This window comes from Rhodobacter sp. NTK016B (assembly GCF_017303295.1).
Lineage (GTDB): Bacteria > Pseudomonadota > Alphaproteobacteria > Rhodobacterales > Rhodobacteraceae > Pararhodobacter.
Map to the genome: position 1 here is coordinate 63,197 of NZ_JAFKOK010000008.1, position 12,601 is coordinate 75,797.

General features: G+C 65.1%; 11 protein-coding genes. 3 read left to right on the plus strand and 8 right to left on the minus strand.

The window, feature by feature from the left end; genetic code table 11:
- Positions 1 to 2: 2 nt before the first annotated feature.
- The 7 genes from JI664_RS11730 to ccoN all read right to left on the minus strand — a co-directional run bounded on the left by JI664_RS11730 (position 3) and on the right by ccoN (position 7,856).
- Positions 3 to 2,234 carry a heavy metal translocating P-type ATPase gene (locus JI664_RS11730; protein WP_207013907.1) on the minus strand — a complete coding sequence of 744 codons (2,232 nt, stop codon included), beginning with the start codon at positions 2,232 to 2,234 and terminating at the stop codon, positions 3 to 5.
- Positions 2,235 to 2,276: 42 nt separating this feature from the next.
- Positions 2,277 to 2,747, minus strand: a complete 471-nt coding sequence (locus tag JI664_RS11735; protein WP_207013908.1) for a FixH family protein — start codon at positions 2,745 to 2,747, stop codon at positions 2,277 to 2,279.
- The gene (gene ccoG / locus JI664_RS11740; protein WP_349768717.1) at positions 2,744 to 4,171 is read right to left on the minus strand and encodes a cytochrome c oxidase accessory protein CcoG; all 1,428 of its coding nucleotides are present in this window, start codon (positions 4,169 to 4,171) and stop codon (positions 2,744 to 2,746) included. The genes JI664_RS11735 and ccoG overlap by 4 nt, the downstream gene beginning before the upstream one ends.
- Positions 4,172 to 4,420: 249 nt before the next feature.
- Positions 4,421 to 5,293 (minus strand): cytochrome-c oxidase, cbb3-type subunit III, encoded by an 873-nt coding sequence (ccoP, locus tag JI664_RS11745; protein WP_207013910.1) that lies wholly within the window; start codon positions 5,291 to 5,293, stop codon positions 4,421 to 4,423.
- Entirely contained in the window at positions 5,293 to 5,505 is a 213-nt protein-coding gene (locus tag JI664_RS11750; RefSeq protein WP_207013911.1) for a cbb3-type cytochrome oxidase subunit 3, read from the minus strand. The genes ccoP and JI664_RS11750 overlap by 1 nt, the downstream gene beginning before the upstream one ends.
- Positions 5,506 to 5,516: 11 nt before the next feature.
- Entirely contained in the window at positions 5,517 to 6,242 is a 726-nt protein-coding gene (ccoO, locus tag JI664_RS11755) for a cytochrome-c oxidase, cbb3-type subunit II (RefSeq protein ID WP_207013912.1), read from the minus strand.
- A 15-nt stretch (positions 6,243 to 6,257) separates the two neighbouring features.
- Positions 6,258 to 7,856 carry a cytochrome-c oxidase, cbb3-type subunit I gene (gene ccoN / locus JI664_RS11760; RefSeq protein ID WP_207013913.1) on the minus strand — a complete coding sequence of 533 codons (1,599 nt, stop codon included), beginning with the start codon at positions 7,854 to 7,856 and terminating at the stop codon, positions 6,258 to 6,260.
- 228 nt (positions 7,857 to 8,084) lie between these two features.
- Here ccoN and JI664_RS11765 point away from each other — a divergent pair, with 228 nt between their 5' ends.
- Entirely contained in the window at positions 8,085 to 8,924 is an 840-nt protein-coding gene (locus tag JI664_RS11765; protein WP_207013914.1) for a universal stress protein, read from the plus strand.
- A 57-nt stretch (positions 8,925 to 8,981) separates the two neighbouring features.
- On the opposite strand, the gene JI664_RS11770 is transcribed toward JI664_RS11765, so the two are convergent.
- The gene (locus tag JI664_RS11770) at positions 8,982 to 9,593 is read right to left on the minus strand and encodes a hypothetical protein (protein WP_207013915.1); all 612 of its coding nucleotides are present in this window, start codon (positions 9,591 to 9,593) and stop codon (positions 8,982 to 8,984) included.
- Positions 9,594 to 9,889: 296 nt separating this feature from the next.
- On the opposite strand from JI664_RS11770, the gene JI664_RS11775 reads away from it, so the two are divergent.
- Together JI664_RS11775 and JI664_RS11780 are read left to right on the plus strand one after the other, a co-directional pair.
- A complete protein-coding gene (locus JI664_RS11775) occupies positions 9,890 to 10,429 on the plus strand; it encodes a DUF2087 domain-containing protein (RefSeq protein ID WP_207013916.1) in 540 nt (179 codons plus the stop codon).
- 202 nt (positions 10,430 to 10,631) lie between these two features.
- Complete coding sequence (locus JI664_RS11780; protein ID WP_207013917.1) at positions 10,632 to 12,596, plus strand: bifunctional 2',3'-cyclic-nucleotide 2'-phosphodiesterase/3'-nucleotidase; 1,965 nt, start codon at positions 10,632 to 10,634, stop codon at positions 12,594 to 12,596.
- Positions 12,597 to 12,601 lie beyond the last annotated feature (5 nt).

The window sequence follows — 12,601 nt, forward strand, 5'->3', positions numbered from 1 at the left end:
CCTTATTTCAGCCGCAGCGCGTTCAGCGCCACGGTAATCGACGAAGCCGACATCGCCAGCGCGGCAATGAGCGGCGAGGCAAGCCCGACAAGCGCGATCGGCACGGCGATGACGTTGTAGCCGAACGAGATGGTGAAGTTCTCGCGGATCCGCTGAACGGCGCTTTTCGCCACGCGCTGCGCTTCGGGCAGCGGCGCCAGCGAGGTGCCCAGAAGCACGATATCCGAGGCCACGCGCGCCGCGTCCAGCGCCGAGGCGGGCGAGATCGACACATGCGCGGCGCTGAGCGCCACGGTATCGTTCAGCCCGTCGCCCACCATCAGCACGCGGTGGCCCTGTTCCTGCATCGCGGTGATCGCGGCGGCCTTGTCTTCGGGCAGCGCCTCGGCCACCCAGTCGTCGATACCCAGCCGCAGGGCAAGGTCGCGCACAGCGCCGGGCACGTCGCCCGAGATCAGCCGCACGCGCTTCCCTTGTGTGCGGAACGCGTCGACCGCTTCCTGTGCGCCCTCCCGCAGGCGGTCGGCAAAGGCCACCGCCCGTGCCTCGCGCCCCTCAATCGACAGATAGGTGCCGGTCACGTCGAGCGCCTCGGCCCCCGCCCAGTTCGCGCGGCCCAGCCGCACGCGCAGCCCGTTCCATGCCGCCTGCACGCCGTGGCCGGGGATCTCGGCCAGTTCGGTCAGCATCGCGGGGATCACGCCCTGCGCGCGCGCGGCCTGCGCCAGCGCCTGTGCCAGCGGGTGGGACGACGCCCCGCCCAGTGCTGCGGCGATTTCCAGCTCTTCGCGGCTCAGATGGTCAAGCGAGACGGGTTCGGGCGCGCCCATGGTCAGCGTGCCGGTCTTGTCGAAGACCACGGTGTCGATCTCGGCCAGCCGCTCAAGCGCCGCGCCGTCCTTGATCAGCAGCCCCTGCCGGAACAGCCGCCCGGATGCGGCGGTCACCACGGCAGGCACGGCAAGGCCCAGCGCGCAGGGGCAGGTGATGATGAGCGTCGCGGCGGCGATGTTGAGCGCGTGGCGGACATCCCCGCCGGTGATCCACATCCAGACAACGAACGCCCCGAAGGCCAGCAGGTGAACCGAAGGTGAATACATCCGCGCGGCGCGTTCGGCGAGCGTGGTGTATTTGTTGCGTGCATTCTCGGCCACGGCGACGAGATCGGCCATGCGGTGCAGCGAGCTGTCCTTGCCCGCCGCCGTGACGCGCACGGTCAGCGGCCCGGTCAGATTGACCGCACCCGCCGTGACGACCAGATCGGGCCCGGCAAAGACCGGCAGCGTCTCGCCCGTCAAGAGCGAGCGGTCGAGTTCCGACGTCCCCGCCGTGACCACCCCGTCGACCGGAATCCGTCCGCCGGGCCGCACCAGCACCATATCGCCGGGCATCAGGTCCTTGGCAGCAACGGTTTCTTCGCTCCCGTCAACGAGCCGGATCGCGCGCGGCACTTCCAGCGCGGCGAGTTCCTGCGCCGCCGAACGGGCGACGGCACGGGTGCGAAAGTCGAGGTAGCGCCCCGCCAGCAGGAAAAAGGTCAGCATCACCGCCGCGTCGAAATAGGCGTGATGGCCACTGTTGAAGGTCTCGTACAGCGACATGCCGGTCGCCAGCACGATGGCCAGCGAGATCGGGAAATCCATGTCGAGCCGCCCGTTGCGCACGCCCGCCCAAGCCTTGCGGAAGAACGGCTGGGCGGAAAAGGCGACGGTCGGCACGGCGATAAGCGCGCTGATCATGTGGAACAGATCGCGCGTCGCATCGGTGGCGCCCGACCAGACGGCGACCGAAAGCAGCATGATGTTCATCATGCTGAACCCCGCGACGCCCAGCCGCATCAGCAGATCGCGGCCCTGCTTGTCGGTTTCGGTCATCGACAGCTGACCGGGGTCGAGTTCATAGGCCGGGTAGCCGATCTTCGTCAGACGCTCGGCAATGGCGGCGGCCGAGACATCGGGCCCGGCTTCGACCGAGACGCGGCGCAGGGTCAGGTTCAGCCGCGCCGATTTGACGCCGGGCATCTTTTCCAGATCGCTCTCGACCGTCTGGATGCACAGCGCGCAATGCGCGTCGGGCACCGACAGCATGATCCGCGCGTCCTGCGCCGCCGCGGCGGCCTGCGCGCGCTCGACCGCCGAGGGCGTGGCGATGCAGGCCGGGCAGGCCGAGATCGAGGGCGCATAGCCGGTCGCGTAGCGGTCCTCGGTTTCGGGGTTGGTGACGGTGTCACTCATGGCGTCTCGGTCCCGGCCTTTGCGGCCTTGTGGTGAAGGGGCTCAGCGTTGGTGGACGATATTGACCAGATACGAATATTCGGTGCCGTCGCCCGCTTCGGCCGAAATGCGCAGATCCCAGTTGCCGTGATCGGCGTCGACATCGGCGACGAAGGCCCCGCCATCGTAGCGCAGATCGGGCGTGACATCTTCCCGCGTGGTGGTGGGACGGCCCAGCACCGCGCTGATCGTCGCCACCGGGGCCGGGCGCCCGTCCTCGGTGGTGACGCGGATGGACAGGTGCCCGTCGATCAGCGTGGCCTCGGTCGTCCAGCCCAGCGCCTGCTGCGCGGCGAGCCGGTCGTTGAAGCCTTGGCTGGCCACATACGAGTTGTGCACCACCAGCCCCGGAAAGGTACCGACCGCGTAATAGGCCATCACCACATTCACACCGATGATGACCGCGAACGCGCTGACCGTGATCGCAAGGACCTTGCGGCCGGTCAGTTCGCGCGGTTTGGACTGAGCCGTCATTGGGCCCTCCCGTTGAAGACGGTTTCGCCGTAGATCCGGTCGGTTTCGCCGGTGACCGACACCCAGATCCGCACCGGCGTCGCGGCGGTCGTGGCGGCGGCGGTTCCGGGCGACGCCACGAGATAGACGCGCTGGATAAGCTGTTCATCCGGGCCGACGGTGACCAGTTGGCCCTGCACGCCCTCCATCGTCAAGGTGATCGACGGATTGTCGGCGACGGTCAGGTAGAACTGGCGGGGTTCCGCGTACATGTTGCGAAGCCGGATGTCATAGGTGTTGCGGATCGAGCCGTCAGACAGCGTGACATAGGTCGGGTTGCGGATCGGCGAGATGGACATGTCGATATCGGTGCGCAGGAACAGCGCGACCAACAGGCCCAGCCCGATCCCGGCCCACAGCGTCGTGTAGACGATGGTGCGGGGGCGGAAGACGTGTTTCCAGACCGATTTCGGCTCGTTCCCAGCGCGTTCGCGGACCTCGTCGGACAAAGCCAGATAGCCGATCAGGCCCCGGGGGCGGTCGATCCGGTCCATCACGTCGTTACAGGCGTCGATACACAGCCCGCAGGTGATGCAGGCCAGCTGCTGGCCGTCGCGGATATCGATCCCCATTGGGCAGACATTGACGCAGGCCATGCAGTCGATGCAGTCACCATGCGCGTCTTCGGGTTCGCCCTTGCGATGCTTGCCGCGCGGCTCACCGCGCCATTCGCGGTAGCTGATGGTGATCGTGTCCTCGTCCATCATCGCCGCCTGAATGCGCGGCCACGGGCAGCCATAGATGCAGACCTGTTCGCGGAAGAAGCCGCCGAACAGGAAGGTGGTCGCGGTCAGGAAGGCAATGGTGCCATAGGCGACCGGGTGGGCACTGAAGGTGAGCAGATCGACCAGCAGCGTCGGCGCGTCGGTGAAATAGAACACCCAGGCGCCGCCGGTGGCGAGACCGATGAGCAGCCACAGCGCCCATTTGGTCATGTATTTGCGGAATTTCTCGGCACCCCATTTCTGACGATGCAGGCGCAGCCGGGCGTTGCGGTCGCCTTCGACCCAGCGCTCGACAAGGATGTACAGATCGGTCCAGACGGTCTGCGGGCAGGCATAGCCGCACCACACCCGGCCAAGCGCCGAGGTGAACAGGAACAGCCCGATCCCGGCCATGATCAGAAGACCCGCGACGAAATAGAATTCGTGCGGCCAGATCTCGACCATGAAGAAAAAGAAGCGGCGGTTGGCCAGATCGACCAGCACGGCCTGATCGGGCAGGTTCGGCCCACGGTCCCAGCGGATCCACGGCGTGACATAGTAGATCCCCAGCATGAGGCCCATGAGCCACCATTTCAGCGTGCGAAATTCGCCTTTCACACGGCGGGGAAATACCGGCTCGCGCGCGGCATACAGCTTTTCTGGCTCTTCGGCGGTGCTCACGGAATCGCTCCTGACTATCTGGCCTGTTCTGGCTTGAGGGCTCAATCGCATGACGGTCGGCACGGCAGCCTTGACCTGAATCAAAAACCCGGATTCGGGCCTCGGATTAAATGTGGCAAAGGCGCACACCGGCGGGACGACCGGGTGCGCCTTTGCGCAGATTTCGGCTGCACCGGCTCCGGGAAACGCGCGAACAGGAACGAACCCGGTGCAGCCACCGGGCCCCCGAAAGGGCCCGGATCGCAGGACTTACTGACCGCCGCCCAGCTGGTGGACGTAGCTTGCGACGGCGCGGATCTGCGCTTCGCTCAGACGGTCGGCAAAGCCGGGCATGACACCGAAATGGGCATTCTGCACCGAGGCGGTGATCTCGGCTTCCGAGCCACCATAGAGCCAGATCGCGTTGTTGAGCGCGGGCGCGCCCTGGAACTGGTCTCCGCCGCCATCGACGCCGTGGCACGACGAGCAGTTGAGATCGAAGACCTCGGCGCCCGCTTCGGCCAGTGCCGCGTCATGCGCCTGACCCGAGATGTTCAGGACGTGGTTGACGACCTGCGTGATCTCTTCGTCGGTCAGAAGCCCGTCACGCCCGAACGAGGGCATTTCCGAATACCGCGCATCGGGGAAATCCTCGTTGCGGATACCGTAGGTGACGGTCTGGACGATGTCCTCGGTCGTGCCGCCCCACATCCACTCGTCATCAAGCAGGTTGGGGAAGCCCGAGCCGGGACGCAGCCCGTCGGCACCGGCGCCGTGGCATTGCGAACACTGGGCGCGGAAGATCGCGGCCCCGGCATTCACCGCGAAGCGCTGAAGCTCGGGATCCTCGGCGATGTCGTTGAGGTTGGTATCGAGCAGACGCTGATACCAGACCGCATTGGCGTCATCGACGGCGACCATCTCGGCTTCGACATCCTGACGCGAGGAATAGCCCAGAACCCCCGCCGTGGCGCCGTTGATCAGCGGCCATGCCGGGAACAGGATCCAGTACACCACCGACCAGATGATCGTCGCGTAGAAGATCCACAGCCACCAGCGCGGCAGCGGGTTGTCGAATTCCTCGATCCCGTCCCAGGAGTGACCCGTGGTGGGGCGATCGTGCTTGCTGTTAGGTGCGGCCATTAGCGTGCCCCCTGGCTCAGGCTGTGGGAGGGGGCTTGCCCCTCGTCCTCAGCCGGTCTGTCGTCGTTGCGGAAGATGCTGTTCGCGACGTCTTCCTGGACCTTGCGGCTGCCCGGGCGCCATGCCCAGGCGACGATCCCCACGAAGAACGCGGTCATGAACAGCAGGTACCAGCTATCTGCGAAGCTGCGGAGAAGCGTATAGGTTTCCATGGCTTATCTCCTTAGCGGCTCGCTTCGGCTTCGAAGGTGCTGAAGTCCACGAGCGTGCCGATCATCTGCATATACGAGATCAGCGCGTCCATTTCGGTCAGCTCTTCCTGGCCATCGAAGTTGCGCACCTGCGCCGAGTGGTAGCGTTCCAGCAGGCCGTCGGTATCACCGAACGGATCCACCTGAGCCACGAAATCCTCGGGCGCGGCTTCGATCATCTCGTCGGTGTACGGAACGCCGACCATCCGATACGTGCTCATCAGGTCCTGAATGTACTCACCCGTGATCGGACGATCGAGTAGGTACGCATACGGCGGCATCACCGATTCCGGCACCACGTCACGCGGGTTGATCAGGTGCGCGACATGCCATTCATCCGAATAGCGACCGCCGAGCCGCGCGAGGTCGGGCCCCGTGCGCTTCGAACCCCACTGGAACGGGTGGTCGTACATCGACTCCGCCGCCAGCGAGTAATGGCCGTAACGCTCGACCTCGTCGCGCATCGGGCGGACCATCTGGCTGTGACAGACATAGCACCCTTCGCGGACGTAGATTTCGCGCCCCGCCAGTTCCAGCGGCGAGTACGGACGCATGCCTTCGACTTCCTCGATCGTGTTCTCGAGGTAGAAGAGCGGCACGATCTGCACCAGACCGCCGATCGTCACCACCAGGAAGCTGAGGACCAGCAACAGGGTGGCGTGCGTTTCGATTTTCTTGTGGTGATCGAGAATACCCATCGTTTCACCCTCCGCTTATTCAGCGGCAACCGCAGCGGTGGCAGCAGGCTTCGCTTCGCCCACCTTCCGCACGGTCATCCACAGGTTGTAGCACATGATGAGCGCGCCCACGAGGAACATCGTTCCGCCGAGCCCCCGGACCACATACATCGGGAATTTCGCAGCCACGGTGTCGGCGAACGAGTTCACAAGGAAGCCCTGCGCGTCGACCTGACGCCACATCAGACCTTCCATGATGCCGGTCACCCACATCGAAGCGGCGTAGAGCACGATGCCGATGGTCGCGAGCCAGAAGTGCCAGCTCACCAGCGACAGCGAATAGAGCCGCTCACGCTTCCACAGTTTCGGCACAAGGTAGTAAAGCGCGCCAAAGGTGATCATGCCGTTCCAGCCCAGCGCACCCGAGTGCACGTGACCGATGGTCCAGTCCGTGTAGTGCGACAGCGAGTTCACGGCGCGGATCGACATCATCGGGCCTTCGAAGGTTGCCATGCCGTAGAAGCCGACGGCCACAACCATCATCCGGATCACCGGGTCGGTGCGCAGCTTGTCCCACGCGCCCGAGAGCGTCATCAGACCGTTGATCATGCCACCCCACGACGGCATCCACAGCATGATCGAGAAGGTCATGCCCAGCGTCTGCGCCCAGTCGGGCAGCGCGGTGTAGTGCAGGTGGTGCGGACCGGCCCAGATATACAGGAAGATCAACGCCCAGAAGTGGATGATCGACAGCTTGTAGCTATAGACCGGACGTTCGGCTTGTTTGGGGATGAAGTAGTACATCATGCCCAGGAAGCCCGCGGTCAGGAAGAAGCCCACGGCGTTGTGGCCGTACCACCATTGCACCATGGCCGATTGAACGCCCGACCAGACCGGAACCGAGTCCGAGCCGAACAGCGAGACCGGGATCTGCAGGTTGTTAACCAGGTGCAGCATCGCGATGGTCACGATGAACGCCAGATAGAACCAGTTGGCGACGTAGATATGCGGCTCGCGGCGTTTGATCAGCGTGCCCAGATAGACCAGCAGGAAGGCCACCCAGACGATGGTCAGCCACAGGTCGGTCAGCCATTCGGGTTCGGCGTATTCCTGGCCCTGGGTCGATCCCAGCACATAGCCGGTCGCTGCCATCAGGATGAAGACCTGATAGCCCCAGAACACGAACCACGCCAGACCGCCACCGAACAGGCGCGCGGCGGTGGTGCGCTGCACGACGTAAAAGGCGGTCGCCAGAAGTGCGTTGCCGCCAAAGGCGAAGATCACTGCCGAGGTGTGCAGCGGACGCAGGCGGCCGAAATTGCCGTAACCCTGCAGCGCCGCGAGGTTGAGGTCGGGAAAGGCGAGCTGGAAGGCGATGACGACGCCGACCAGAAAGCCCACGACGCCCCAGAAAGCGGTGGCGACGACGCCGTAACGCACGACCCCGTCCATGTATTCGTTTTGATTGTGAACCGCCTCGCCCATGTGACGGATCTGCCACAGGAAAGCGATCACTGCCGCTCCCATGAAGATCATCATGTGGACAAGGTAGGCGATGTCACGCGCGTGCGAAGCGGCGATCGCGGCAAGAACCGCGACGGCGGCAAGCACGATCAGCTTGACGTAATCCCACATTTTTTTGCGTCCCTTCGTTGTATTCTTGGCGTTTCCCCCCGTCTCGAACAGAGTCGGGGCCTGTCGCGCCATCGTCCTTATCCCGCCTGCGTAACGGGCAGACCTTGATTCAGGTCAATTGCCCTTCATGGCTATGAATTGACCGAGATCAATGCGACCAATCGGTGCGCGTCGGATCATCGCAGGGTAGGATGCCTGCGAATGACGCACGCGCAAGGAGATTTCCAAATGGCTTACGAGTCAATCGTGACCTTCCTCGCCAGTGAAGAGGAACTTACCTCGACGCTTCCGGGAGTTATGCAGATCGCCGCCGCCCGCGACGCGCATCTGAACGCCTATCTGCTGGGGGTCGATATGACGCCTGCGGGCGGGTTCTACATGGGGGCCTCGCCGCTCTTGCTGCAGGAAACGCTCGAGCGGGCACAGACCGAAGCCGAGGACCTGCAAGCCAAGGCCCGGCGCATGCTGGACGGCCAGTCGCTGCGCTGGGGCACCGAAACCGCCGTGGTGCAATTCGGCGGGCTGCCCGCGCTGGTAGGGCTGCGGTCGCGCTTTTCCGATCTGGTGGTGCAGGCGCGTCCCTATGGCACCGGCACGCTGCATTCGCAGGAAGCGGTGATCGAAGCCGCCCTGTTCGAAGGTCAGGCTCCGGTTCTGGTAATGCCCGAGGGCGGCCTGCCCGACACGTTCGGCCAGCGCGTGATGATCGCGTGGAACCAGTCGAACGAGGCACTCTCGGCCGTGCGCCGCGCGCTGCCGCTATTGCAGGCGGCCGAGGCGGTGGATGTCGTGGTGGTTGATCCGCCGGTCCACAGCCCCGAGCGGTCGGATCCCGGCGGGTTGCTCACGCAGATGCTGTCGCGTCATGGCGTGCGGGCCGAAGTCTCGGTTCTGGCCAAGACCATGCCGCGCGTCTCGGACGTGCTGATGCGCCACATGGAGGATATCGACGCCTCGCTGATGGTGATGGGCGCCTATGGCCATTCGCGGCTGCGCGAGGCGATCCTCGGCGGCGCGACCCGCAACGTGCTGGAGAACGCGAAACACGCGATTTTCCTGGCGCATTGAGCGCCCGGTCATGCGCACGGCCCCGCCCCTGAACGGGGGCGGGCCCGCAACGCCACATTAGAGCGTCGTGCAATTCGCCTGCAGAAAGTTAAGCCCCGCGCCCAGATCCGATACGAACAGCCCGCGCTGGGTCAGCGCGTCATGGCTGGTTTTCGCGGTGCCGAACTGCGCGCAGGCCGAGATCACGTTGCCTTCCTGAAGCTGCTGTTGCGCAAGATGCACCGCCCCGTCATAGCGCGCGCGCAGCGTCTCGGCAGACACCGACGACAGATCGCCGGAATTTGACGCCGAAGCCGCCGCAAGCGCGGTGTCCGCCGGGTCGGCGGCCTGTCTGGTATCAAGGCTGACCCAATGCGCGCCCTCGCCCACATCGAGGGCGGTGGCCGCGCTTGCCGCCATCGTGGCGTGCGGCATGACCGTTGCGGCGCCATCCGCCGGGCTGCCGGCCGCGTATGCCGTCGTGGCGCCGGTCAGGCTGACCGCGCCGATATGGGCCATGCTGAGCGTGCGGTCGATCCCGTCGCCCAGATCCCCCACCCCCTGCCGGAGGGTAAATATCCCCGCCAGCCCGATGCTGCAGACCATCGCGGCGATGACCGTCCAGTCGCTGGAAACGGCACCGGATTCGGAAGCGCGGAACGAACGGAAAGCGTCTTTGGAATCGAACATGACACCACTGCACGGGATTAGGACGAGTTGTCTTTAAGATAGCGGTGGTTGTGTTCGCAATTTGGCCCGTTGACGGCTCAAATCGTTCCCTCTTCCGGCATCTTTCCGCTCGGAAAGCGTCCATATTGCGGCGCGGCGTCTGCTGGCCTATCCTTGGCGACGGTCGGCAGTTCCCAAGGCGTCGCTGTCCCGAAAGGGGTGCTAAACCTGCCCGTCATACGCGAATCGCATCCTGTCATCGATGCCGCGCGTCGCAAGTCAGCGGCCCCGACCCCGTAGCGGCGATCGAGGATACCATGACGCGTGACCTGATCCCCCTGACCACGCCCGACGTGTCGCGTTTCGCGCGCGCCCTGTCCCGGCAGATGCCGGACGCCGAGAAACCGACGCATCTGGAACTGTTAAACATGCTGGCCCGCGCCGCCGGGTTCCGCAATCATCAGCATCTGCGCGCGGCCCATGCCGCACGCGCCCGGCTGGACGCCCCCGCCCCGGACGAGAGTTTCGACGCCGCGCGGGTCGAGCGTGCTCTGGGCTGCTTCGACGCCGGCGGGATGCTGGCCCGCTGGCCCGCGCGGCGCAATCTGCAGATCCTGTGCCTGTGGGCGCTCTGGGCGCGGCTGAAGCCCGGTCTGGCGCTGGACGAGTTGCAGATCAACGCGGCGCTGGATGGCTGGCACGCCTTCGGCGACCGCGCGCTTTTGCGGCGCGACATGATCGGATTGCGGCTGATGCACCGCTCGCCCGACGGGCGGGCTTATCGACGCGTCGAACAGTGTCCGCCGCCCGAGGCACGGGCGCTGATCCGGGTGCTGGCCACGCGACTCGCGGGGTAGGGACAGGCGGGGCGCGCAGCGGATGCTCCTTTTTCGCGCAGTGTCACGGCATCGTCACCCACCGGCGCGAAGAGGGCGCATCGCCAGCGGGCTTTCGCCGGTCACAAATTGAACCCCCGGTCAAATTTGTTGCCCGCGCCCCGCGCCACGTTCACCATGGTCGGATCGCCGTCAGAGCGACTCGACATCAGGGAGTAGACCTATGAAACGTCTCACGCGCCGCGCCTTCCTAGCCTCGACAACCGCTGCAACCAGCCTTGTGGTGCTGCATCCGTTCTCGGCCCGCGCACAGGAAGGGCAGGCCCATCTGCGCATCCTGACCACCACCGACCTGCATTGCCACGCGCAGGCCTATGATTACTACGCCGACCGCCCGGTGGACACGGTGGGCCTGTCGCGCACCGCCTCGATCGTCGAAGAAATCCGCGCCGAGGCGACCAACACGCTGATGGTCGACAACGGCGACTATTTCCAAGGTAACCCGATGGGCGACTGGATGGCCTATGAGCACGGCATGAGCGACGGGGATATCCACCCGATCATCGCCGCGATGAACGCTCTGGGCTACGATGCGGGCACGCTGGGCAACCACGAATTCAACTATGGTGTCGAGTTCATGGACCGCGTCAATGCGGGCGCCGAATTCCCTATCGTCAGCGCCAACTTCGCCGCCAGCCTCGGCGACAGCCCGACCGACGACGACCTGCACCTGCCGCCCTATGTGATCCTCGACCGCGTTCTGACCGACGGCGCGGGCAACGAGGCGCCGATCAAGGTGGGCATCATCGGCTTCCTGCCGCCGCAGATCATGCAATGGGACCGCTCGCATCTGGAAGGCAACTATAACGTGCGCGGCATCGTCGAGGCCGCCGAGGCCTGGGTTCCCCGGATGAAAGAGGAAGGCGCTGATATCATCGTCGCGCTGTCACATTCCGGCATCGCCGAGGGCTTCGACCCGATGATGGAGAACGCCTCGCTTTACCTCGCCGGGGTCGATGGCATCGACGCGGTGGTCACCGGCCACCAGCATCTGGTTTTCCCGGGCTCGAACCACGAAGGCGAGGGCATCGACGCCGAGGCGGGCACGCTGATGGGCAAACCCGCCGTCATGGCCGGGTTCTGGGGCTCGCATCTGGGTATCATCGACCTGATGCTGACGCGCGAGGGCGACGGCTGGACCGTGGCCAGCGCCGAAAGCTCGACCCGTCCGATTTCGCAACGCAACGAAGACCGGTCTGTCACCGCGCTGGTCGGCGATTTTGAACCGATCGTCGATGCCACCGCTGCCGCCCATGCCTCGACGCTGGACTATGTGCGCGCCGAGGTCGGCCAGACCGAAGTGCCGCTCTATTCCTATTTCGCGCTGGTGGCCGATGACCCCTCGGTTCAGGTCGTATCGGAAGCGCAGAAATGGTACGTTACCGACATCCTGCAGGGCACCGAGCACGAAGGCCTGCCGGTCCTGTCCGCCGCAGCGCCGTTCAAGGCGGGCGGTCGTGGCGGTCCGGAATACTACACCGACGTGCCGGTGGGTCCGGTGGCGATCAAGAACGTGGCCGACCTTTACCTGTATCCCAACACGCTGATGGCGGTTCGGATCACCGGCGCGCAGGTGCGCGAATGGCTGGAACGTTCGGCGGGGATGTTCAATCAGATCACGCCCGGCGAGCAGGATCAGGTGCTGCTGAACCCGTCCTTCCCGTCCTACAATTTCGACGTGATCGACGGTGTGACCTACCGGATCGACCTCAGCCAGCCCTCGCGCTACGACAATGACGGCGTGGTCGTGAACGAGGATGCGCACCGCATCACCGACCTGATGTTCGAAGGCGCGCCCATCGATGACGCGGCCGAGTTCATCGTTGCCACCAACAATTACCGCGCCGGTGGCGGCGGGCATTTCCCCGGCGCCGATGGCTCGACCATCGTGTTCCGCGCGCCCGATACCAACCGCGACATCATCGTGCGGTACATCGTCGCCAATGGCACGATCGCACCGGCGGCGGATGGCAACTGGAACTTCGCACCGATGGAGAACACCAGCGTGCTGTTCGAAACCGGGCCGGGGGCTGCGCAATATGTCGACGAAGTCAGCGCGCGCGGCGTGACGATGGAAGCGGCGGGCGAGGGCGAAGGCGGCTTCGCGCTCTACCGCATCATGCTGTAACCGGG

Bases quoted from the DNA above. Each gene is read 5' to 3' on its own strand.
- JI664_RS11730 (WP_207013907.1), bottom strand. From the start codon at position 2,234: ATGAGTGACACCGTCACCAACCCCGAAACCGAGGACCGCTACGCGACC.
- ccoN (WP_207013913.1), bottom strand. From the start codon at position 7,856: ATGTGGGATTACGTCAAGCTGATCGTGCTTGCCGCCGTCGCGGTTCTT.
- JI664_RS11770 (WP_207013915.1), bottom strand. From the start codon at position 9,593: ATGTTCGATTCCAAAGACGCTTTCCGTTCGTTCCGCGCTTCCGAATCC.
- JI664_RS11735 (WP_207013908.1), bottom strand. From the start codon at position 2,747: ATGACGGCTCAGTCCAAACCGCGCGAACTGACCGGCCGCAAGGTCCTT.
- ccoO (WP_207013912.1), bottom strand. From the start codon at position 6,242: ATGGGTATTCTCGATCACCACAAGAAAATCGAAACGCACGCCACCCTG.
- JI664_RS11750 (WP_207013911.1), bottom strand. From the start codon at position 5,505: ATGGAAACCTATACGCTTCTCCGCAGCTTCGCAGATAGCTGGTACCTG.
- ccoP (WP_207013910.1), bottom strand. From the start codon at position 5,293: ATGGCCGCACCTAACAGCAAGCACGATCGCCCCACCACGGGTCACTCC.
- JI664_RS11765 (WP_207013914.1), top strand. From the start codon at position 8,085: ATGGCTTACGAGTCAATCGTGACCTTCCTCGCCAGTGAAGAGGAACTT.
- JI664_RS11775 (WP_207013916.1), top strand. From the start codon at position 9,890: ATGACGCGTGACCTGATCCCCCTGACCACGCCCGACGTGTCGCGTTTC.
- JI664_RS11780 (WP_207013917.1), top strand. From the start codon at position 10,632: ATGAAACGTCTCACGCGCCGCGCCTTCCTAGCCTCGACAACCGCTGCA.